Genomic DNA, 19,822 nt, shown 5'->3' with positions numbered 1-19,822 from the left:
GCGGGCAGCGGGCGGCAGGCGGCGGGCAGCGGGCAGCGGGCGGCAGGCGGCGGGCGGCGGGTCAGATGGTGCAGTTGACGAGGACGGGTTCGGGGTGGAGGGGGACCCCGAAGCGGGCGTGGACGCCGTCGCGGATCTCCCGGGCCAGGGTCACAAGGGCGGCGGTGCTGGCCGTGCCGGACCGGTTGGTCAGCGCCAGCGTGTGCTTGCTGGAGATGGCGACGCCCTCCGGGCCGGCGTAGCCCTTGCCGAAGCCGGCCTTGTCGATCAGCCAGGCCGCGCTGACCTTCACCACGTCACCGGCGCCCGGCCAGTGCGGTGGCTCGCCGAGGTCGGCGGCGCGTTCCCGGAGCAGCTCGTACGCGTCGCGGTCCAGCACGGGGTTGGTGAAGAACGAGCCGACCGACCAAGTGTCCGGGTCGGCCGGGTCGAGCACCATGCCCTTGCCGGCGCGCAGTCGGCGCACCGTGGTCCGGGCGTCGGCCAGCGGCACCCGGTCGCCGACCTCGACGCCGAGCGCGCGGGCCAGTTCGGCGTAGCGGACCGGGCCGGAGAGCGGGGAGCGGGTGAGTTGGAAGTCGACGGAGAGCACCACCCAGCGGTCGCTGTACTTGAAGATGCTGCCCCGGTAGGTGAACCGGCAGTCCGCCGCCGCGATCCGGACCACCTCGCGGTGGGTGCGGTCGTACGCCTCGACGGCGACGATCGTCTCGGCCACCTCCTGGCCGTACGCGCCGACGTTCTGGATCGGGGTCGCGCCGGCCGAGCCGGGGATGCCGGAGAGGCATTCCAGTCCCGCCCAGCCGCGTTCGACGGTGGCGGCGACGAGGTCGTCCCACGGCTCGCCGGCGGCCACCCGTACCGTGACGGTGTCGCCGTCGGTGGCGACGACCTGGAACCCTCGGGAGCGGACGAGCACGACGGTGCCCGGGAAGCCCTGGTCGCCGATCACCACGTTGCTGCCGCCGGCGAGCACCAGCACGGCCTGCTCGCGGGCCTCGGCCTCCCGCACCTTCCGGACGATCTCGGCGGCGTCGGCGGCGACCTCCAGCCGGCCGGCCGGGCCGCCGAGGCGTAGCGTGGTGTAACGCGCCAGGGTGCCCGGGTCGACAGGCCCGGCGGCGGTCGTCGGTTCGGCGTAGACGTCTGACACGCCTTTCACCCTAGGCTGAGGGGTAGCCGCGGCACCCACTGGTAGCCGGGTCCCCCCCGGGAGGATGGCGATGAGCAGACTGCACCACACGAAGGACTTCTGGATCGGCGCGTTGCGGGCGGAGGGTCCCGCGTTCGCCGCGGCGGTGGCGGAGGCGCCTCCCGAGACACCGGTGCTGTCCTGTCCCGGCTGGACGGTCACCGATCTCGCCCACCACCTGACCCGGGTCTACGTGTGGGCGGGCACGGTGCTGGCGGCCGGCACCACCAGCCGTCCGGAGCGGCACGACCCGGAGCCGCCGGCCGGTCTCAGCCCGGCCCGGTGGTACGCGCAGGAGTTCGAGCGGATCAGCGCGGTCCTGGACGGGGCGGATCCGGAGGCCCCGGCGTGGAACTTCGCGCCGCAGCCGAAGAAGGCCGGTTTCTGGCCCCGCCGGCTGGCGCACGAGACCGCGGTGCACCGGTGGGACGCCCAGCTCGCCATCGGTGCGGGTGATCCGATCGAGTCGAAGCTGGCGGCCGACGGGGTGAGCGAGGTGCTGGACACCTGGCTGCCGGCGGGCCGGCGGGTCAGGCCCGGCCAGTGGCACGGCGTGGTGCAGTTGACCGCGACGGACGCCGCCCAGGAGTGGTACCTGCGTCTGCGGGGCGAGGGTGTCGCGCTGTTGGACACCGCGACGATCCTCGACCACGACGACCATCGGGCCCGGGCGCAGGTGACCGGTACGGCGAGCGACCTGCTGCTGGCGCTGATGGGCCGGATCAGTTTCGACGCGCTGGGCGTGGCCGGCGACCACGGTCTGCTCGACGGGCTCCGGGTGGGCTGACTCCCGGCTGACAGAGCAGCGGAAAAGCGGAGAGGGGTGACGAGTACCCCTCTCCGCTTTTTTCGGGCACCGTGAGAGCGCTCTCTTGACAGCGTCCCGGACCACCCGCCAGGCTGTCGTGAGAGCGCTCTCTTAGTACCGGAACCGCCTTCCACCACCCGTTATCACGACCCGAGAGGTCAGGACACGCATGTTCACCTTCACGCGCCGTCGACTGGCGGCGGTGGCCCTGGTCGCCGCCACCGCGCTGCTCGGCACCACCGGCTGCGGCGGCGACGACGAGTCCGCCGCCGACGGACAGGTCACGCTCACCGTCGACGTGTTCGGCCAGTTCGGCTACGCGGATCTCTACCAGGAGTACATGGCCAGCCACCCCGGCGTGAAGATCGTCGAGCGGGGCACCGGCAGCAACCTCGACGAGTACTCGCCGAAGCTCACCCAGTGGCTCGCCGCGGGCAAGGGCGCCGGCGACGTGGTCGCCATCGAGGAGGGGCTGCTGGTCGAGTACAAGGCCAACCCGCAGAACTTCGTCAACCTGCTCGACCACGGCGCGGCCGACCTCAAGGGCAACTTCCTCGACTGGAAGTGGAACCAGGGGCTCACCGCCGACGGCAAGCAGCTCATCGGCCTCGGCACCGACGTCGGCGGCATGGCGATGTGCTACCGCACCGACCTGTTCGCCAAGGCCGGCCTGCCCACCGACCGGGAGGCCGTGTCCAAGCTCTGGCCCACCTGGCCGGACTACGTCAAGGTCGGTGAGCAGTTCACCGCGAAGAAGACCGGCGCCGCGTTCCTGGACGCCGCGACCAACACGTTCAACACCATCCTGCTCCAGACCGCCGGCAACACCAGCGGCTACAGCTACTACGACACCGACAACAAGCTCGTCGTGGGCAGCAACCCGGCGGTACGGCAGGCGTACGACACCACGATGGACATCATCGACTCCGGCCTCTCCGGCAAGTACGGCTCCTGGTCGGAGGAGTGGGTCTCCGCGTTCAAGCAGTCGAAGTTCGCCACCATCGCCTGCCCAGCGTGGATGACCGGGGTGATCGAGGGCAACGCCGGCCCGGCCGCCAAGGGCAAGTGGGACATCGCCCGGATCCCCGGCGACGGCGGCAACTGGGGCGGCTCGTTCCTCGCCGTGCCGAAGCAGAGCAAGCACCAGGCCGAGGCGATCGAGCTGGCCAAGTTCCTGACCAGCGCCAAGGGCCACATCGGCGCGTTCAAACTCAAGGGCCCGCTGCCGTCGTCCCCGCAGGCGCTGGCCGACCCGGCGATCCTCGACTCGAAGAACTCCTACTTCTCCGAGGCCCCGGTCGGCAAGATCTTCGCCGAGGGCGCCAAGAACCTGAAGCCGGTCTACATGGGCCCGAAGAACCAGGCCGTCCGCACCGAGGTGGAGAACGCCGTGCGCACCGTGGAGCTGGGCAAGCGCTCCCCGCAGCAGGGCTGGACCGACGCGGTCGCCAACGCCGAGAAGGCCGCCGCCAAGTAGCCCGAGCAGCGCGTGCGGGCGGCCCCGGCGACGGGTGCCGCCCGCACGGCGGAAAGGAGTACCGGGTCATGGCCGTCCACCTCGACGCCCGCCCGCCGGTCGCACCGGCCCCCCGCTCCACCCGCCCCGACCGGGGCACCCGGCTCAGCCGGTTGGACACGAAGTATTCGCCGTACCTCTACATCGCCCCGTTCTTCCTGCTCTTCGGCGTCTTCGGGGCGTACCCGCTGGGCTACACGTTCTGGGTCTCGCTGCACGACTGGGACCTGCTCGGCGCCGAGCACCCGTTCATCGGGTTCGACAACTACAGCCAGCTCCTCGCCGACCCGGACTTCTGGCACTCCGTGGTCAACACGCTGGGCATCTTCGTCATCTCCACCGTCCCGCAGCTGCTGGCCGCGCTCTGGCTGGCCAACCTGCTCAACCGCCAGCTCCGCGCCCGTACCGGCTGGCGGATGGCGGTGCTGGTGCCGAATGTCACCTCCACCGCCGCGGTGGCGATCGTCTTCGCGGTGCTGTTCGGCCGTGAGTTCGGCATGATCAACTGGCTGCTCGACCACGTCGGGGTGAGCGCGATCGACTGGAAGGCGAACCGCTTCGCCGCCTGGGTCGCCATCTCCACCATGGTCGACTGGCGGTGGACCGGCTACAACGCGCTGATCTTCCTGGCCGCCATGCAGGCCATCCCGCGCGACCTGTACGAGTCGGCGGCGATCGACGGCGCCGGCCGGGCCCGGCAGTTCTGGTCCATCACCGTGCCGCTGCTCAAGCCGACCATCATCTTCGCGGTCATCATCTCCACCATCGGCGGCCTCCAGCTCTTCACCGAGCCGCGGATGTTCAACTCCGGCACCAACGCCATCCGCGGCGGGCCGCTGCGGGAGTCGCAGACCGTGACCATGTACATGTTCGAGAACGCCTTTGCGCCGCACTACAACTTCGGCTACGGCTCGGCCATCGCCTGGCTGCTCTTCGCGCTGATCGCGGTGGTCGCGGCGATCAACGTCCTGCTCCTGCGCAGGCTCGGCGGCGGTTCCCGCAAGGAGGTCTCCCGATGACCCGCCTCTGGTCGGCCGGCCGGCTCACCTACCTGGCCCTGACCCTCTCGGCCGTGCTGTCGATCTTCCCGATCTACTGGATGTTCGTGGTGGCCAGCCGCACCAGCGACGCGATGGGACAGGTCCCGCCGCCGCTGACACCCGGCGGCAACCTCGGCGCCAACATCGCCCGGCTCTTCGACAACACCGACGCGTACTTCCTCGCCGGTCTGATCAACTCGGCGATCGTGGCCGTCACGGTCACCGTCTCGGTGGTCTTCTTCTCCACCCTGGCCGGGTTCGCGTTCGCCAAGCTGCGATTCCGCGGCCGCAACGCGCTGCTGCTGGTCATCGTCGCCACCATGATGGTGCCCACCCAGCTCGGCGTGATCCCGCTCTACCTGCTGATGACGAAGCTGAACTGGAACGACCGGCTGCCCGCCGTCATCGTGCCGGCGCTGGTCACCGGCTTCGGCGTGTTCATGATGCGCCAGTACGCCGGCCAGGCGGTCAGCACCGAGCTGATCGAGGCGGCCCGGATGGACGGCTGCAACACCGCCCGGGTCTACTGGAACGTGGTGCTGCCCGCGCTGCGCCCGGCCGCCGCCGTACTCGGCCTGCTCACGTTCATGACCACCTGGAACGACTTCCTCTGGCCGTACGCGGTGCTCAACGACCCGGAGAACCCGACCGTCCAGTTGTCGCTGCGGGCCCTCTCCGACGGGTACTACCAGGACATGTCGCAGGTGTTCACCGGCACGGCCATCGCCACGCTGCCGCTGCTGCTGGTGTTCGTCCTGTTCGGTCGCCAGATCATCGGCGGGATCATGGAAGGTGCGGTGAAGGCATGACCGACTCGGGATTCCCGGAGGGGTTCGTCTGGGGGGCGGCCACCGCCGCGTACCAGATCGAGGGCGCCGCCCGCGAGGACGGTCGCGGCCCGTCGATCTGGGACACCTTCAGCCGTACGCCGGGGACGGTGCATTCCGGCCACACCGGCGACGTGGCCTGCGACCACTACCACCGGTACGCCGACGACGTCGCGTTGATGGCCGAGCTGGGGCTGCGGGCGTACCGGTTCTCGGTGTCCTGGCCCCGCATCCAGCCGGACGGCGTCGGCCCGGTCGAACCGCGCGGGCTGGACTTCTACGACCGGCTGACCGACGCGCTGCTGGCCGCCGGCATCGACCCGATCGTCACGCTCTACCACTGGGACCTGCCGCAGGCGCTGGAGGACCGGGGCGGCTGGACGGTCCGGGAGACCGCCGAGCACTTCGCCGAGTACGCGCTCGCCGTGCACCGCCGCCTCGGTGACCGGGTCCGCACCTGGACCACGCTGAACGAACCGTGGTGCTCGGCGTACCTCGGCTACGGCAACGGGGTGCACGCGCCCGGCCGCCGTGACGCCGGGGACGCCTTCCGGGCCGTACACCATCTTCTGCTCGGCCACGGCCTGGCCGCGCGGGCGCTGCGCGCGGCCGGCACCCAGACGCTCGGGATCACGCTCAACCTGGCCGACGTGCAGCCGGCGGACGCCGGCAGCACCACGGACGCCGAGGCGGTCCGGCTGGTCGACGGGCTGCACAACCGGATCTTCCTGGACCCGCTGACCGGCGCCGGCTACCCGGCGGACGTGCTCGCGCACGTCAGCCGGATCGTGCCGACGGACTTCGTCCGCGACGGCGACGAGAAGGTGATCGCCGCGCCGCTGGACGTGCTCGGCCTGAACTACTACTCGCCCACCTACGTGGCCGGGCGGGCCGGCGGCGCGGGCAGCGACGCGTACCCGGGAACGGCCGGCACGGTCGAGTTCCTGCCGGCGACCGGCCCGGTCACCGACATGGGCTGGTCGATCGAGCCGGCCGGGCTGACCCGGCTGTTGGAACGGGTGGCGGCCGACCATCCGGGGCTGCCGCTGCTGATCACCGAGAACGGCGCGGCGTTCCCGGACACCGCGCGGGACTCCACGGGCCGGGTGGCCGACGCCGACCGGACCGCCTACCTCGACGGGCACCTGCGCGCCGCGCGGGAGGCCATCGCCCGCGGGGTCGACCTACGCGGCTATCTCGTATGGTCGTTGCTGGACAACTTCGAATGGGCCGAGGGTTACCGGAAGCGGTTCGGGATCGTCCACGTCGACTACCTGACCCAGCGGCGCACACCCAAGCAGAGCGCCCGCTGGTACCAGGAGGTGATCGCCCGGAACGGGCTGTGACGAGGTGGTGGTTACGGGGATGACGACGGCACAGCGGCCGACCCTGGAGGCGGTGGCCCGGCGGGCCGGCGTGTCCCGGGCGACGGTCTCCCGGGTGGTGAACGGCTCCACCACCGTCGCCGAGCCGATCCAGCAGGCGGTGCGCCGGGCGGTCGAGGAACTCGGGTACGTCCCGAACCTCGCCGCCCGCAGCCTGGTCACCCAGCGCACCGACTCGGTGGCGCTGGTGCTGCCCGAGGCGGCCACCCGGGTCTTCTCCGACGACCAGGTCTTCCCCGGCATCATCCGCGGGGCCGCGCTGGAGCTGGAGGCGGCGGACAAGCAGCTCGTGCTGATGCTGGCCGGCTCGCCGGCCGGGCACGAACGGGTCGAGCGGTACACCACCGGGCGGCACGTCGACGGGGTGCTCTTCGCCTCGCTGCACGGCGAGGACCCGCTGCCCGGCCGGCTCGCTGAGCTCGGCATCCCGGTGGTGTGCAGCGGCCGGCCGCTCGACGGCGCCGACGTGCCGTACGTCGACGTGGACCATGAGGGCGGCGTGGCCACCGCGGTCCGGCACCTGATCACCGACGGCCGGCGGCGCATCGCCACCATCGCCGGGCCGCAGGACATGGTGGCCGGCATCGAACGGCTGATCGGCTACCGGAGCACGGTCACCGCCGCCGGGCTGCCCGAGCTGGTCGCGTACGGCGACTTCACCCGGGAGTCCGGCACCGCCGCGACGCGTGAGCTGCTCGCCGCCGACCCGGGCCTGGACGCGATCTTCGCCGCCTCCGACCTGATGGCGCACGCGGCCCTGCGTGCGCTGCGCGAGGCCGGCCGGCGGGTGCCCGAGGACGTCGCGGTGATCGGGTTCGACGACATCGAGACGGCCGCATACACCGAACCGCCGCTGACCACCGTGCGGCAGCCGATCGTGGACCTGGGTCGGGCGATGACCCGCCAGTTGCTGCGCATCGCCGCCGGCGAGCACGTCGAACAGGCGCTGCTGCTCCCCACCGAGCTCATCCTCCGCGCTTCGGGGTAAGGAGGGGGACCCTGTTAACGCATTCGGTATAGGCGGGGCCCCTTATTAACCGCTCGCGTGACCGGCGCGCGATGGCTAGCGTCGCGCGGGTGAGTCGAGCCGTGATCCGTCCCGCCCGTGTCGAGGATGCGCCCGACGTGGTGGCGCTGCGTACGCTGGTCTTTCCGTACCTGGTCCGGGGCGTCGCCTCGACCCGCCGGATGATCGCCGAGCCGCCGCCCGGCGAGGACTGGCAGGCGTGGGTCGCCGAGGCGGACGGGCGGGTGGTCGGCTGGGTGTCGGCGTACCGCAACACGCAGACCTCGACGCCCGGGGTGGGTGAGATCGCCACCCTGCACGTCCACCCGGCACACCGTCGCCGGGGCATCGGCGCCACGCTGCTCGACACCGCACTCGACCACGTCCGGGCGCTCGGTTCGACCCGGGTGCTCGGCCACGCCCGCGCCGAGTCCCTGCCGTTCGCGCGACGGCACGGCTTCACGCCCAGTCGGGAGCTGCGCTACTCCACGCTCGACCTGCGGCCCGCCCCGCCGATGCCGGAGCCACCACCCGGCGTACGGCTGCTCCCCGCCGCCGGGCTCGACCCGCGCCGGATCCACCGGGTGGACGCCGAGTCGGCCCGGGACGAGCCCGGCGACGTGCCGGTCGACGCGCTCGACTACGACCTCTGGCGTCACGAGTGCTGGGAGAATCTCGGGCTGGACCGGGAGGCGAGCACGGTCGCCGAGGTCGACGGCGAACTGGCCGCGTTGAGCCTGGTGAAACGCGACGGCGACCGGATGTGGTCGGACTACACCGGCACGCTGCCGGCGTACCGGGGACGGGGGTTGGGCCGGCTGACCAAGCAGGCCGCGTTGCACCGGGCGGCGGCGCGCGGGGTACGCACCGCGTACACCTCGAACGACGAGGCGAACGCGCCGATGCTGGCGATCAACGCCCGGCTCGGCTACCGGCCGGTGGACAGCCAGTGGTCGTGCCGCCGCACGCTCTAGCGCAAACCGGCGGCGACCCGTACCGCGGTCGCGTACGTGTCGGGGCCGAACAGCACCAGCCGGGCCTCGACGAGGTGCGCCGGGGTGGCCGCGTGCAGCACGGTCAGCGCCCGGGCGACCGCGTCCTCGACCGGCCAGCCGTAGATCCCGGCGGAGATCAGCGGGAACGCGATCCGGGTCGCGCCCAGCTCGTCGGCGACCCGCAGGCTGTTCGCGTAGCAGTCACGCAGCAGCGCCGAGCGGTCCTCGCGCGGCGAGAAGACCGGCCCCACGGTGTGCACCACCCAACGCGCCGGCAGGTCACCCGCGGTGGTGGCGACCGCCTGCCCGGTGGGCAGCCCCCGCCCGTACCGGGAGGCGCGCAACGCCCGGCACTCGGCCAGGATCGCCGGCCCGCCGCGCCGGTGGATCGCGCCGTCCACTCCCCCGCCGCCGAGCAGCGACGAGTTCGCCGCGTTGACGATCGCGTCGACCGGCTGGGCGGTGATGTCGCCCTCGATCAGGACCGTGTCCATCTCATCGCTCCTCGACGTGCTGGCCGAGCGATCGGCGGGCCAGCAGGGCGGCCCCGGCGACGGCGGCCGGCATCACCAGCACCGCACCGAGCGGGATCAGGAAACACAGGAAGACCGCCACCCCGAAGCCCAGCGCGGTCGGCCGGTCCGCCCGCAGCCGCGCCCGCCGGTCCGGCAGCCGCATCCCGCGTCGGTAGAACGGCGCCCCGACCAGCTCCAGCGCCAGGAACCAACCACCCACCAGAGCGCCGACCACCGGCACCACCGTCTGGCCCACCAGCGGGATGAAACCGGCCGCGAAAAGGGGTACGCCGATCAGCGCGGAGACGGCCACCAGGCGCACCGAGTCGGCGACGCTGCGCCGCAGCGAGGCCCAGAACGGCACGTCCACCTTGCCGGGGGTGCCGCCGAGCCGGTCCTCCACCCGCTCGGAGATGGCCTCGTAGAACGGGTCGCCGACGACCAGCGTGACGGCGGTGAAGGTGAGCACGCCGAGCAGCCCGGCCAGCCCGACGACGGCCAGCCCGGCGGCGACCCGGAGCAGCCCGCGCGCGGTCGACGACCAGTCGTCGGCGAACGGGGTGAGCCAGGCGGCCAGATCGTCCACGAAGTACAGCAGCGCGGCGAAGAGGGCCACGTAGAGCACGCCGGAGATCAGCGCCGGCACGACGCCGAGCAGCATCAGCTTGGGGCTGCGGACGTACATGCCGAGTCCGCGCAGGAGCAGGCCGGCGCCGCCGAGGAAGCGGGTGAGGGCGCCGGTGACGGGCGCGACGGTACGGGAGGCGTTCACGACGGCACAGCCTAGTGGGCCCGTGCACGGCGCCGAAGGTGTTAAGCGGGGCCCCCGCCTATACCGAATGCGTTAAGCGGGGCCCCTTCCTTACACAATGGGGGGGTGCGTGCGTCGCGGCTGATCTCGTTGGTGCTGCTGCTCCAGTCCCGGGAGACGATGACGGGTGCCGAGTTGGCCCGCGAGCTGGAGGTGTCCGAGCGCACCGTCTACCGCGACGTGCTCGCGCTTTCCGCGGCCGGCGTGCCCGTCTACGCGGACCGGGGCCGGGCGGGCGGCTACCGGCTGCTCGGCGGCTACCGGACCCGGCTCACCGGGCTGAGTCGCGACGAGGCGGAGGCGCTGTTCCTGGCCGGGCTGCCGGGGCCGGCCGGCGACATGGGGCTCGCCGACGCGGTGGCCGCCGCCGAGTTGAAGGTGCTGGCCGCGCTGCCGCCGAGCCTGCGGGACGCGCCGGCCCGTACCGGGCAGCGGTTCCATCTGGACGTGCCGGGCTGGTTCCGGGAGACCGCCCCGCCGCCCCGGCTGGCCGAACTGGCCGGCGCGGTGTGGCGGGACCGGATGGTCGAGCTGCGCTACCGGCGCGGGGAACGGCAGGTGACCCGCACGCTCGCGCCGTACGGGCTGGTGCTCAAGAACGGGGTCTGGTATCTGATCGGCCGGGTCGGCGACGCCTGGCGGACGTACCGGGTGGACCGGGTGGTCGACGTCAAGGTCAGCGCGACGGGCTTCGACCGGGACGAGCGCTTCGACCTCGGGGCGTACTGGCGGGAGCAGGCCGGCGCGTTCCTGCGGGACATGCTGCGGGAGCGGGTCACGGTGCGGCTCGGGCCGGCCGGCCTGCGGCTGCTGCGGCGCCTGGTGGACGCCCCGTTCGTCTATTCCGAGGCGGTCGCCGCGGCCGACCGGCCCGACGGGCAGGGCCGGCTGGTGCTCCGGCTGCCCGTCGAGTCGGTCGACGTCGCGTACGCCCAACTGCTGGCGCTCGGCCCGGAGGTGGAGGTGCTCGCGCCGCCGGAGCTGCGGGCCCGGTTCGCCGAGGCGGCCCGCCGGGCGGTGGCGCTCTACACCGACGACGCGCCGGACGGCGCCGGTCAGCGGTAGCCGGTGTCGTCGGCCGGCTTGCCGGGCGCGACCACCTCGTCGTGGTAGCGGGCCCAGTGCGGGCGGGTGCCGTCGAGGTCGGTGAAGCCGTACTCCTGGGCCAGGCCGCCGCTGTCCAGCGACTGACCGTTCCAGCGGGCCCGGTCCGGGTCGGCGGCCAGCGCGGCGACCGCGCGTCCGACGAACGCCGGCGTCTCCGACATGACGAAGTGCGGCTCGGTCTTCGCGCCGTCGCGCCAGTTGGCCTCCGTCACGCCGAAGTGCTCCAGCATCGCCTCGGAGCGCAGCCAGCCGGGGGTGAGCGCGACCGCGGTGCAGCCGTGCGGGGCCAGCTCGTGCGCCTGGCTGAAGCCGAGCCGGTTCACCGAGACCTTCGCCAGGTCGTAGAAGACGGACAGGCGGTACGTGGTGTCGTTGTACGCCTTCGTGCCGTCGCCGATCTCGACGACCAGCCCGCCGGGCTTGCGGATCAGCAACGGCAGCGCGAAGTGGCTGGTGATGATGTGGGTGTCCACGGCCAGCCGCAGCATGCGGAAGCCGGCGTCGAGCGGCTGCTCCCAGACCGGCTTCTCCCAGGTGATCAGCGGGTCGCCGCCCCAGACGTCGTTGACCAGCACGTCGAGGCGGCCCTGCTCGGCGTCGATCCGGTCGACCAGGCGGCGTACCTGCTCGGGGTCGAGGTGGTCGACCGCGACCGCGACGCCGGTGCCGCCGGCGGCGGTGACCAGCTCGGCGGTTTCCTCGATGGTCTCCGGCCGGTCCATCTCCGAGCGGCGGGCCCGGGTGGTGCGGCCGGTGGCGTAGACGGTGGCTCCGGCGGCGCCGAGTTGGACGGCGATCTGCCGGCCGGCGCCGCGGGTCGCGCCCGCGACGAGCGCCACCTTTCCGGTCAGTGGTGAATTCATGGGGCCACCGTGTCACCGATACCTGACAGCCGACGTCCGGTTTCTTTTTCAGTTCGAGAGGCGCACGCGCACCCGGCGGTTGGCCCGGCCCTTGCTCTCCACCTTGACCACCTGGACCTTGCCGATCTGGGCGGTGGAGGCGACGTGGGTGCCACCGTCGGCCTGCACGTCCAGCCCGACGATGTCGACGATCCGCACCTCCTGCTCGGCCGGTGGGATCAGGTTGGACTGGGTACGGATGATGTCCGGCAGGGCCAGCGCCTCGGCGCGCGGCAGCACCCGTACGGCGACCGAGCGGTCGGCGGCCACCTCGGCGTTGACCAGCTCCTCCAGGTGGGCCTTGAAGTCCGGCGGCACCTCGGGGAGGTTGAAGTCCATCCGGGCCTCCCCCGGCTCCATGTTGCCGCCGGTGACCAGCGCGCCGAAGTCGCGGAACACCACGCCGCAGAGCACATGCAGCCCGGAGTGGGTACGCATCAGCATGGTGCGCCGGGTGTCCTCCAGCGCGCCGGTGACGTCGGTGCCGACCGGCGGCACCGGGTCCCCCTCGGCCGGGATCAGCCAGAGGTCGTCGCTCTTGCGGGTGCCGACGATCCGGGTCTGCACGCCCTGCCAGAGCAGCACCCCGTGATCCGGTGGCTGCCCGCCGCCGCCCGGGTAGAACGCCGACCGGTCCAGCACGATGCCCTGCTCGGGATCGGCCGCCAGCACCCGGCACGTCCATTCGCGCAGCGTGGGGTCGGCGAGGTCGAGGCGGTGCGTACGGCCGTGGTGTGTGACGCCCATGTGGGGCGACGTTACCCGTTCAGGAACGTCGAGACGCGCTCCCGCAGGTCGGCGCGTTCGGTCCAGAGGAAGCCCGGACGGTCGTACACATGCAGGGTGGCCGTGGGCAGCGCGGCGGCCAGCCGCTCGGCGACGGCGACCGGATGCAGCTCGTCGCCCACGCACCCGATCACCAGCGCCGGCGCGGTGACCGCGGCGAGCACGCCGGCGTCGGTCAGGGGGGCCTGCTCGGGCAGCCCGGCCAGCCCCGGGGCGAGCCCGTCGCGCAGCAGTTGGTCGAGCCGTTGCCGCAGGTAGGACCAGCCGGCCGGGGTGTTGCGGACCGACGGGGGCAGCTCCAGCGACACCACGTCGGCCAGCGCCGAGGCGTCGCCGTCGGCCACCGCGTCGAGCAGGCCGGTGAGCCGGGTGCGGGCCTCGTCGCCGCGCGGCGTGTCGAGCACGGCGGGGAGGAAGAAGACGAGTTTCTCGAAGCGTTCCGGGCTCTCGGCCAGCAGCCGGCACAGCGCGCCCGCGCCGAGGCTGGCGCCGAACGCCCGGGTCGCGCCGCCCAGGTCGGCGACCGCCCGCAGGTCACGGGCGAGGTCGAGGTAGGTCCACCGGCCGGGTGGGGAGTCGGAGCGCCCGTGCCCGCGGAACTGGAAGAAGACCCGCCGGCCGGTGACGCCACTGCCGAACGGGCGGGTGGTGGCGATGCCGTTGCCCAGCCCGTGGGCGAACACGGTGACCGGGTCACCGGCACCGGTGACCAGCCGTTCCAGGCTCACCCCGTGCGGGGTCGCGACGAGTTCCGTCTCCGGCTCCGGCAGCGCCGGCCGCCCGGTGCGCGGCGCACCGGGGCCGGGGCCCCAGCTGCGGGGACCGCCGTCGGGCGGAGGAGGCCAGCGGAAACCTCTCACCAGGACCCTCGGCCGTCGTGCAGGTCCCGCAGGCCGGGTCGCACGTCGAGCAGGTAGATGAGCCCGGCCGCGATGCCGACCAGTCCGAAGAGGCTGATCGGGCCGAAGCCCAGCAGGGTGAGCAGCAGGCACACGGCCAGGATGGCGACCCAGCCGCCCTTGGGCAGCGTGCCGATCGCGGCGAAGCCGTCGCCGCGCTGGGTGATCGCGTGCACCAGGGCCACACCCTGGATGACCAGGGCGAAGACGAGCAGGATCAGCTGGATCACGGAGCGGACTTCGAAGGCGAAGATCGGCGCGGCGTAGACCATGTCGGCAAGTTTATGCCGAGACCCCGGAAACGTCCGAGAAGACGCTGTCCGGGGTCGCGGTGGAGAGTCGGGTCACTCGGCGGCGGGGCGGGTCCGCTTCGTGGCCTTCGGCAGCTTCGCCGACGGCGTGGCCGGCTCGGTGGTGGTCGCCTTGGCGGCCCGGGTCCGCTTCACGGCGGCCGGCTTGGCGGCCACCGCCTCGGCCACCTCGACCGGGCTGGGCGCCTCGGCCTTCGGGGTGTCGGCGGTCGGGGCGGCCTCGGTCGCCTCGATGTCGGCGTTCACCGTCTCGGCGGCCTCCAGCACGCCGGCGCCGACGACCCGCTCACCCCGGGCGACCAGCTCGGTGTACGCGGCCAGGGCGCGCTCCTGCGCGGCGTACGCGCCGGCCACCACCACGGCGGCGTTGCGGGTGGCCGCCTCGCGGAGCTTGTCCAGGTTGGCCGCCTCGCGGAGCTGGTCGAGGTCGGTCGCGGCGGCCCGCTCGCGCAGCCCGGTCGCGGTCAGGTTGGCGGTCTTCAGCGTCTCGGTCGCCTTCTGGCGCAGCTCGAAGCCGGTGAGCACGGCCTTGCCACCGAGGTCGGCGACGACCCGGGTGCCGAGCACGCCGACCACGCCGGGCAGCTTGCGGAGCTGCTCCAGGGCCAGCTCGCCGGCGCCGGCGGCGGCGTAGAGCGGTGCGGGGACGCGGTTGGTCCTGGGCTGGGTCATGACTTCTCCTCCTCGGCCGCACCGGCGGCCTTCCGGGCCGCCCGGCGGGCGGTCGTACGCTCGGCGGCGGTGGTGGTCGGGGCGGGCGCGGGGCCCGCCTCGGTGACGGCGACCGATTCGAGGACCGCCTCAGTCGGCGTGCCCTCCGGGGTCACGGGGCCGGTGGCGGCCGGCGCGACGGTGGCGGGGGCCGGCGACGCGGCCGCCGGCTCGGCGGGCTCGGCCGGCTGGGTCGCGCCGGTCGCCTCGGCCAGGCGGGCGTTCTCCCGACGGAACGTCTCGTAGATCTGGGTCAGCGACTGCTTCTGGGCCATGGTCAGCTCGGGGTCGACCGCGATCGCCGCGAGCACGCCCTGGCCCTCCTTGTCGTCCAGCAGCCCGGCCCGTAGGTACATGGCCGGGGTGGAGACGCGCAGCGCGCTGGCGAGCTGCTGGAGCACCTCGGCGCTCGGCTTGCGCAGCCCGCGCTCGATCTGACTCAGGTAGGGATTGCTGACGCCCGCCTGCTCGGCGAGCTGACGCAGCGAGATCTTCGCGTTGCGCCGCAGGTCGCGAATGAACCCGCCGACATCGGGAAGGNAACGCTAGCCAGAGTTAGCGAGGTCACCATCGGGCGGTTGCGTACCCGGTGTCCGGTCCGTACCGTCCCCCCGTGACCAAGATCGATATCAACGGCACCCGGCTGGCGTACGACGAGGCCGGCGCCGGCAGCGTCGTGGTGCTGCTGCACGCCGGCATCGCGGACCGCCGGATGTGGCGGGAGCAGGTCCCCGCGCTCGCCACCCGGCACCGGGTGATCGCCCCCGACCTGCGCGGCTACGGCGAGTCGGAGCTTCCGCCGGCTCCGTTCACCCACCACGACGACGTGGTCGGGTTGCTCGACGCGCTGGGCGTCGAGCGGGCCGCGCTGGTCGGCTGCTCGCTCGGCGGCCGGATCGCGGTGGACACCGCACTGGCGTACCCGGAGCGGGTCAGCGCGCTGGCGCTCCTCGGCGCGCCGGTCTCCGGCCACGAGTGGTCCGAGGAGACCGAACAGCTCTGGGAGGACCTGGTCGGCGACGTGGACCCGGCGGACCTCGCGGCCACCGCCGCCGGTGAGGTGCGGTTCTGGGTGGTCGGTCCGACCCGCGAGCCGGCCGACGTCGACCCGGAGCTGATCCGGTTCGCCGAGGAGATGGACCTCCGGGCCNCGAGGTGGGCGAACTGGCCCCGCCGGCCCTCGACCGGCTGGGCGAGCTGCGCATCCCGGTGCTGACCACGGCCGGCGCCCACGACCTCGCGGACATCCGCCGCCTGGCCGACCGCATCGCCGCCGAGGCCCCTCAGGGAGTACGCCTCCCCGACGTCCCCGACGCCGCCCACCTGCTCCCCCTGGAACACCCCACCCCCGTCACCACCGCCCTCCTCACCTTCCTCCCCTGAACCCCACACCCCTGTCGATCTTGCACTTGCCGCCCGGGCAAACCGCGCATCACGGACGGTCCGGGGGCCGCAAGTGCAAGATCGCCGGGGTGGGGCGGACGGCGCCCACCGGGAGGCCGCCGCCGAGGAGGGGCACCTCGGCGTACTCGGTCAGGATCGGGGCGCGCAGCCCGAGCCGGGCCAGGGCGGACGTCAGGACCGGCATCCGGGGACGGCCCGCGCCGTCGTCGATCTTCAGGGCGACGGCGCCGACGCCCGGGACCGCCGCCGCGATCACGCCCTCCGCACCGACCTTGGCCAACAACCCGGGTACGCCGCGCATCAGCCGGGTGTCGTCGGCCTGGGTGCCACCGACCAGTTCCGGGTACGCCCGCATCGCGTCCGCCACGGTCCGCTCCACGGTGCCCGGCTCGGCGGTGACCAGTCGCAGGAAGGCCCGCGCCAGCCCGGTCAACGAGACGGCGAGCACCGGTGCGCCGCAGCCGTCCACGCCGACCGCCGCCGCCCGCTCCCCGGCGAACTCCTCCACCGCGGCGGTCAGCCGCTGCTGGAGCGGATGCTCCGGTCGCCAGTAGCCGTCCAGCGGCCAGCCGGCGGCCAGGCAGGTGAGCAGCATGCCGGCGTGCTTGCCCGAGCAGTTCATCAGCACCCGGGAGGGACCGCCCCCGGCCCGCAGCACGGCCTCCCGGGCGGCCTCGCCGACCGGCAGTTCCGGCGGGCAGCGCAGCGCCTCCCCGGGCAGGCCGGCGCCCCGCAGCAGCGCGGTGACCCGCTCGACGTGGAACTCCTCGCCCGCGTGGCTCGCCGCGACCAGCGCCACGTCGGCCGGGTCGGTCAGCGGCAACCCGGCCCGGAGCATGCCGATCGCCTGCATCGGCTTGTTCGACGAGCGCGGGAAGATCGGCGAGGTGACGTCACCCGCCCCGGCGACCGGCGTACCGCCGCCGTCGAGCACCACCACGGACCCACGGTGGACGCCCTCCACGAACCCGGACCGGACCACCTCGGCGAGCGGCACGCCGCCCTCGTACGTCTTTCCCACAGGTTGGACGGTACCGACGGGGCTGTCCCCCTCGGCACGGGGGTGACCTGCGACGTCGTCCGCCGCCGTACAGGGGTGCAGGACGTGCCGCCGCTTACAGGCCGAGCAGCGTGCGGGCCTCGGCGGTGGCCAGCGGGGGACGCTGGGCGAGCTGGGCGAAGCCGACCGCCCGCGCGACGAGCTGCATGTTGGACTCGACCGGGCGACCCTTCGCGTAGGTGGCCGTGTCCTCCATGCCGACCCGCAGGTGACCGCCGGCCGAGAGCGAGGCCAACATCACCGGGATGCTGGTGCGCCCGATGCCGGTGGCCGAGAACGTGGTGCCCGCCGGCAGGTCGCGCAGCATCTGCTCGGCGGCGACCAGGGTGGCGGTGGTGCCCGGCATGCCGCCCGGCACGCCCATCACGAAGTCGACGTGGACGTGCCCGCCGTGCGGCAGGCCATACTTGCCGAGCAGCCGCTGCAACGCGGCGAGGTGGCCCAGCTCGAAGATCTCGTACTCGGGGACCACGCCCCGCTCCTGCATCCGGGTGTGCAGGTCGACGATGAACTCCCAGCGGTTGAGGAACACGTCGTCGCCGAAGTTGACCGTGCCCATGGTGCAGGAGGCCATGTCCGGCCCGGCGTCGAGAACGGCGAGCCGGTCCGCCTCCGGGTCGGTCACCGCGCCACCGGAGGAGAGCTGCACGATCAGGTCGGTGCTCTCCCGCAGCGCCGTCACGGTTTCCCGCAACCGCCCCTGGTCGAGCGTGGGCCGGGCCGCGTCGTCACGGATGTGGACGTGGATCACGGCCGCGCCGAGCGCCTCGCACTCCTTGGCGGTCGACAGCAGCTCGTCGAGCGTCACCGGCAGCGCCGGCACCTCCGCCTTCGCCGACTCCGCGCCGGTCGGGGCCACCGTGATCAACGTCCCAGTCGTCATGCCCCGGGATCCTAGACCCCCGCCCACCGCAAGTCTTCCCGCGAGCGACGTGTTAAGCAGGGGCCCTTCCTCTACCGGAGGCGTTAACAGGGGGCCCTTCCTTACCGGTCGATGGCGGCGGCGGAGTCGGCCACCATCAGACGGGCGTCGTCGGGGGTGGTGCGCTTGAGCACGGCGAGCGCGATCTGACCCAGCTCGAAGTGGTGCACCGCGGTGCCGACGAAACCGACGGTCCGGCCGTCCAGCGTCACCGGCGTACCGGCGGCGGGCGGCTGGTCGGTGGTCACGCCGTCCAGGTGCAGCAGCACCAGCCGACGCGGCGGCTTGCCCAGGTTGTGCACCCGGGCCACCGTCTCCTGCCCCCGATAGCAGCCCTTGTCGAGGTGCACGGCCGGGGCGATCAGGTCCACCTCGGCCGGGATGGTGCGGTGGTCGGTGTCCACCCCGGCCCGGGCCCGGCGGGCGGCCACCCGGGTCGCCTCGTACGCCCACAGCCCGGCCACCGGCACGCCGGCCCCCCGCAGCCCGGCCACCACGTCGGCCATGGCCGGGCGGGGCACCAGCAGGTCGACGCCGAGCGCCACCCGTCGCGCCCAACCGCCGGCGGGCAGCGGCGCGACGTCGTACACCACGGAGGGCCGCGCGGGCAGCTCACCGGAACGGAACTTCGGACCCGGCACCGCGACCACGTCGGGGGCGGCCAGCCCGGTGACGCCCAGCGTGGTGAGCGCGTCGGCGGCCGCCGGCCCGACCAGTGAGAGCAGCGCGTGGTCGGCGGTGGCGTCGCGCGGGTCGACCTTGCTGAAGAAGCGCATCCGCTCCAGGTAGGACAGCAGGCCGCCGGTCATGCCCGGCTCGGTGTCCAGCCAGGTGGTCTCGCCGTCGTCGACGACCAGCGCGTGCTGCTCGACGTGCCCGTGCGGGGAGAGCACCAGCAGTTCGGTGCCCTGCCACGGGGCCAGCGCGGCCAGGTGCTGGCTGGTCAGCGTGTGCAGCCAGCCGATCCGTTCCTCGCCCGGCACCGCGACCACGCCCCGGTGCGAGCGGTCGACCAGGCCGACCCCGGTGGCCAGCACGCGCTGCTCGCGCATCGGGTCGCCGTAGTGCGCGGCCACCGGCCCGACGCCGGCCTCCCGGTGGGCCGGCTCGGGCTGGTCCCGGGTCTGCTCGTCGATGGCGTCGGTGGTCACCGCGCCCGCGATGTCGATCATTTCTCGTCCCCGTCCTGTGCGCACCGGCCGCAGACCCCGAAGAGCGCGACGTGCCCGATGTCGACCTGGAATCCGCGCTGCCCGGCGAGCTGGTCGGCGACCGGCCGGAGCATGTCCGGGGAGATCTCGTCGATCGCCCCGCACTCCCGGCACACCAGGTGCACGTGTTGGTGCTCGCCGGCCGCGTGGTAGGTCGGCGAACCGTGCGACAGGTGGGTGTGCGTCACCAGGCCGAGCCGTTCCAGCAGCTCCAGCGTGCGGTAGATGGTGGTGATGTTGACGCCGGCCGCCACCTCGCGGACCGCCGTGTGCACCTGCTCGGGGGTGGCGTGCCCCAGATCCAGGACGGCCTGGAGGACCAGCTGCCGCTGCGCCGTCAGCCGCAGCCCGCGCGAGCGGAGCAGTTCCGCGAGGGAGGAGTCGGACACCCTCCGATCATAGTTCGGCCGCCGC

The 19,822-nt window shown here is 73.2% G+C and carries 23 protein-coding genes; 10 read left to right on the top strand and 13 right to left on the bottom strand.

Annotation, left to right across the window (positions count from 1 at the left end; translation table 11 throughout):
* Positions 1–61 precede the first annotated feature (61 nt).
* Complete coding sequence (locus B1205_RS23125) at positions 62–1,153, bottom strand: UDP-N-acetylmuramate dehydrogenase (RefSeq protein WP_089157511.1); 1,092 nt, start codon at positions 1,151–1,153, stop codon at positions 62–64.
* A gap of 70 nt (positions 1,154–1,223) precedes the next feature.
* Between B1205_RS23125 and B1205_RS23120 the strand changes: the two genes are divergently transcribed.
* The 7 genes from B1205_RS23120 to B1205_RS23090 all read left to right on the top strand — a co-directional run bounded on the left by B1205_RS23120 (position 1,224) and on the right by B1205_RS23090 (position 8,748).
* Entirely contained in the window at positions 1,224–1,979 is a 756-nt protein-coding gene (locus tag B1205_RS23120) for a maleylpyruvate isomerase family mycothiol-dependent enzyme (protein ID WP_089157510.1), read from the top strand.
* Positions 1,980–2,169: 190 nt separating this feature from the next.
* Complete coding sequence (locus B1205_RS23115; protein ID WP_089157509.1) at positions 2,170–3,477, top strand: ABC transporter substrate-binding protein; 1,308 nt, start codon at positions 2,170–2,172, stop codon at positions 3,475–3,477.
* A gap of 68 nt (positions 3,478–3,545) precedes the next feature.
* Complete coding sequence (locus tag B1205_RS23110; protein ID WP_089157508.1) at positions 3,546–4,535, top strand: carbohydrate ABC transporter permease; 990 nt, start codon at positions 3,546–3,548, stop codon at positions 4,533–4,535.
* Complete coding sequence (locus B1205_RS23105) at positions 4,532–5,365, top strand: carbohydrate ABC transporter permease (RefSeq protein WP_089157507.1); 834 nt, start codon at positions 4,532–4,534, stop codon at positions 5,363–5,365. Before B1205_RS23110 ends, B1205_RS23105 begins: the two co-directional genes overlap by 4 nt.
* Positions 5,362–6,729: a GH1 family beta-glucosidase gene (locus B1205_RS23100; RefSeq protein ID WP_089157506.1), complete on the top strand. Its 1,368-nt coding sequence runs from the start codon at positions 5,362–5,364 to the stop codon at positions 6,727–6,729. Before B1205_RS23105 ends, B1205_RS23100 begins: the two co-directional genes overlap by 4 nt.
* A 19-nt stretch (positions 6,730–6,748) precedes the next feature.
* The gene (locus B1205_RS23095) at positions 6,749–7,756 is read left to right on the top strand and encodes a LacI family DNA-binding transcriptional regulator (protein ID WP_089157505.1); all 1,008 of its coding nucleotides are present in this window, start codon (positions 6,749–6,751) and stop codon (positions 7,754–7,756) included.
* A gap of 71 nt (positions 7,757–7,827) precedes the next feature.
* The gene (locus tag B1205_RS23090) at positions 7,828–8,748 is read left to right on the top strand and encodes a GNAT family N-acetyltransferase (protein WP_089157504.1); all 921 of its coding nucleotides are present in this window, start codon (positions 7,828–7,830) and stop codon (positions 8,746–8,748) included.
* Here B1205_RS23090 and B1205_RS23085 read toward each other — a convergent pair.
* Both B1205_RS23085 and B1205_RS23080 read right to left on the bottom strand, forming a co-directional pair.
* Complete coding sequence (locus tag B1205_RS23085; RefSeq protein WP_089157503.1) at positions 8,745–9,263, bottom strand: O-acetyl-ADP-ribose deacetylase; 519 nt, start codon at positions 9,261–9,263, stop codon at positions 8,745–8,747. The two genes, B1205_RS23090 and B1205_RS23085, sit on opposite strands and share 4 nt — an antisense overlap.
* Before the next feature lies 1 nt (position 9,264).
* On the bottom strand, positions 9,265–10,056 hold the full coding sequence (locus B1205_RS23080) for an EI24 domain-containing protein (protein ID WP_089157502.1): 792 nt from the start codon (positions 10,054–10,056) through the stop codon (positions 9,265–9,267).
* Positions 10,057–10,161: 105 nt separating this feature from the next.
* On the opposite strand from B1205_RS23080, the gene B1205_RS23075 reads away from it, so the two are divergent.
* Positions 10,162–11,160 (top strand): helix-turn-helix transcriptional regulator, encoded by a 999-nt coding sequence (locus B1205_RS23075; protein ID WP_089157501.1) that lies wholly within the window; start codon positions 10,162–10,164, stop codon positions 11,158–11,160.
* Here B1205_RS23075 and B1205_RS23070 read toward each other — a convergent pair.
* The 6 genes from B1205_RS23070 to B1205_RS23045 form a co-directional block, all read right to left on the bottom strand.
* Positions 11,151–12,065, bottom strand: coding sequence for an SDR family oxidoreductase (locus B1205_RS23070; protein WP_089157500.1), 915 nt, complete (start codon positions 12,063–12,065; stop codon positions 11,151–11,153). The two genes, B1205_RS23075 and B1205_RS23070, sit on opposite strands and share 10 nt — an antisense overlap.
* Positions 12,066–12,113: 48 nt before the next feature.
* Positions 12,114–12,851 (bottom strand): alanyl-tRNA editing protein, encoded by a 738-nt coding sequence (locus B1205_RS23065; RefSeq protein ID WP_089157499.1) that lies wholly within the window; start codon positions 12,849–12,851, stop codon positions 12,114–12,116.
* 11 nt (positions 12,852–12,862) lie between these two features.
* Positions 12,863–13,750, bottom strand: coding sequence for an alpha/beta fold hydrolase (locus B1205_RS23060; RefSeq protein WP_089157498.1), 888 nt, complete (start codon positions 13,748–13,750; stop codon positions 12,863–12,865).
* Positions 13,747–14,061 (bottom strand): DUF2516 family protein, encoded by a 315-nt coding sequence (locus tag B1205_RS23055; protein ID WP_089157497.1) that lies wholly within the window; start codon positions 14,059–14,061, stop codon positions 13,747–13,749. Before B1205_RS23055 ends, B1205_RS23060 begins: the two co-directional genes overlap by 4 nt.
* A 72-nt stretch (positions 14,062–14,133) precedes the next feature.
* A complete protein-coding gene (locus B1205_RS23050; RefSeq protein ID WP_089157496.1) occupies positions 14,134–14,772 on the bottom strand; it encodes a hypothetical protein in 639 nt (212 codons plus the stop codon).
* Complete coding sequence (locus tag B1205_RS23045; protein ID WP_089157495.1) at positions 14,769–15,329, bottom strand: helix-turn-helix domain-containing protein; 561 nt, start codon at positions 15,327–15,329, stop codon at positions 14,769–14,771. The genes B1205_RS23050 and B1205_RS23045 overlap by 4 nt, the downstream gene beginning before the upstream one ends.
* A 194-nt stretch (positions 15,330–15,523) precedes the next feature.
* On the opposite strand from B1205_RS23045, the gene B1205_RS23040 reads away from it, so the two are divergent.
* The gene (locus tag B1205_RS23040) at positions 15,524–16,027 is read left to right on the top strand and encodes an alpha/beta fold hydrolase (protein ID WP_441338546.1); all 504 of its coding nucleotides are present in this window, start codon (positions 15,524–15,526) and stop codon (positions 16,025–16,027) included.
* Positions 16,021–16,194: an alpha/beta fold hydrolase gene (locus B1205_RS32210; protein ID WP_254910143.1), complete on the top strand. Its 174-nt coding sequence runs from the start codon at positions 16,021–16,023 to the stop codon at positions 16,192–16,194. Before B1205_RS23040 ends, B1205_RS32210 begins: the two co-directional genes overlap by 7 nt.
* Positions 16,195–16,243: 49 nt before the next feature.
* Here B1205_RS32210 and B1205_RS23035 read toward each other — a convergent pair whose 3' ends face one another.
* From B1205_RS23035 to B1205_RS23020, 4 genes are all read right to left on the bottom strand, one after another.
* Positions 16,244–17,236 carry an asparaginase gene (locus B1205_RS23035; protein ID WP_089157494.1) on the bottom strand — a complete coding sequence of 331 codons (993 nt, stop codon included), beginning with the start codon at positions 17,234–17,236 and terminating at the stop codon, positions 16,244–16,246.
* A gap of 94 nt (positions 17,237–17,330) precedes the next feature.
* Positions 17,331–18,158: a 3-keto-5-aminohexanoate cleavage protein gene (locus B1205_RS23030; protein WP_089157493.1), complete on the bottom strand. Its 828-nt coding sequence runs from the start codon at positions 18,156–18,158 to the stop codon at positions 17,331–17,333.
* 101 nt (positions 18,159–18,259) lie between these two features.
* Positions 18,260–19,369 carry a CAF17-like 4Fe-4S cluster assembly/insertion protein YgfZ gene (gene ygfZ, locus B1205_RS23025; protein WP_089157492.1) on the bottom strand — a complete coding sequence of 370 codons (1,110 nt, stop codon included), beginning with the start codon at positions 19,367–19,369 and terminating at the stop codon, positions 18,260–18,262.
* Positions 19,366–19,797: a Fur family transcriptional regulator gene (locus B1205_RS23020; protein WP_089157491.1), complete on the bottom strand. Its 432-nt coding sequence runs from the start codon at positions 19,795–19,797 to the stop codon at positions 19,366–19,368. The genes ygfZ and B1205_RS23020 overlap by 4 nt, the downstream gene beginning before the upstream one ends.
* Positions 19,798–19,822 lie beyond the last annotated feature (25 nt).

It is taken from the genome of Micromonospora sp. NBS 11-29, assembly GCF_002140155.1.
GTDB lineage: Bacteria > Actinomycetota > Actinomycetes > Mycobacteriales > Micromonosporaceae > Micromonospora.
The sequence above is the reverse complement of the archived record's forward strand: the minus strand, read 5'-3'. Positions and strand labels throughout refer to the sequence as shown.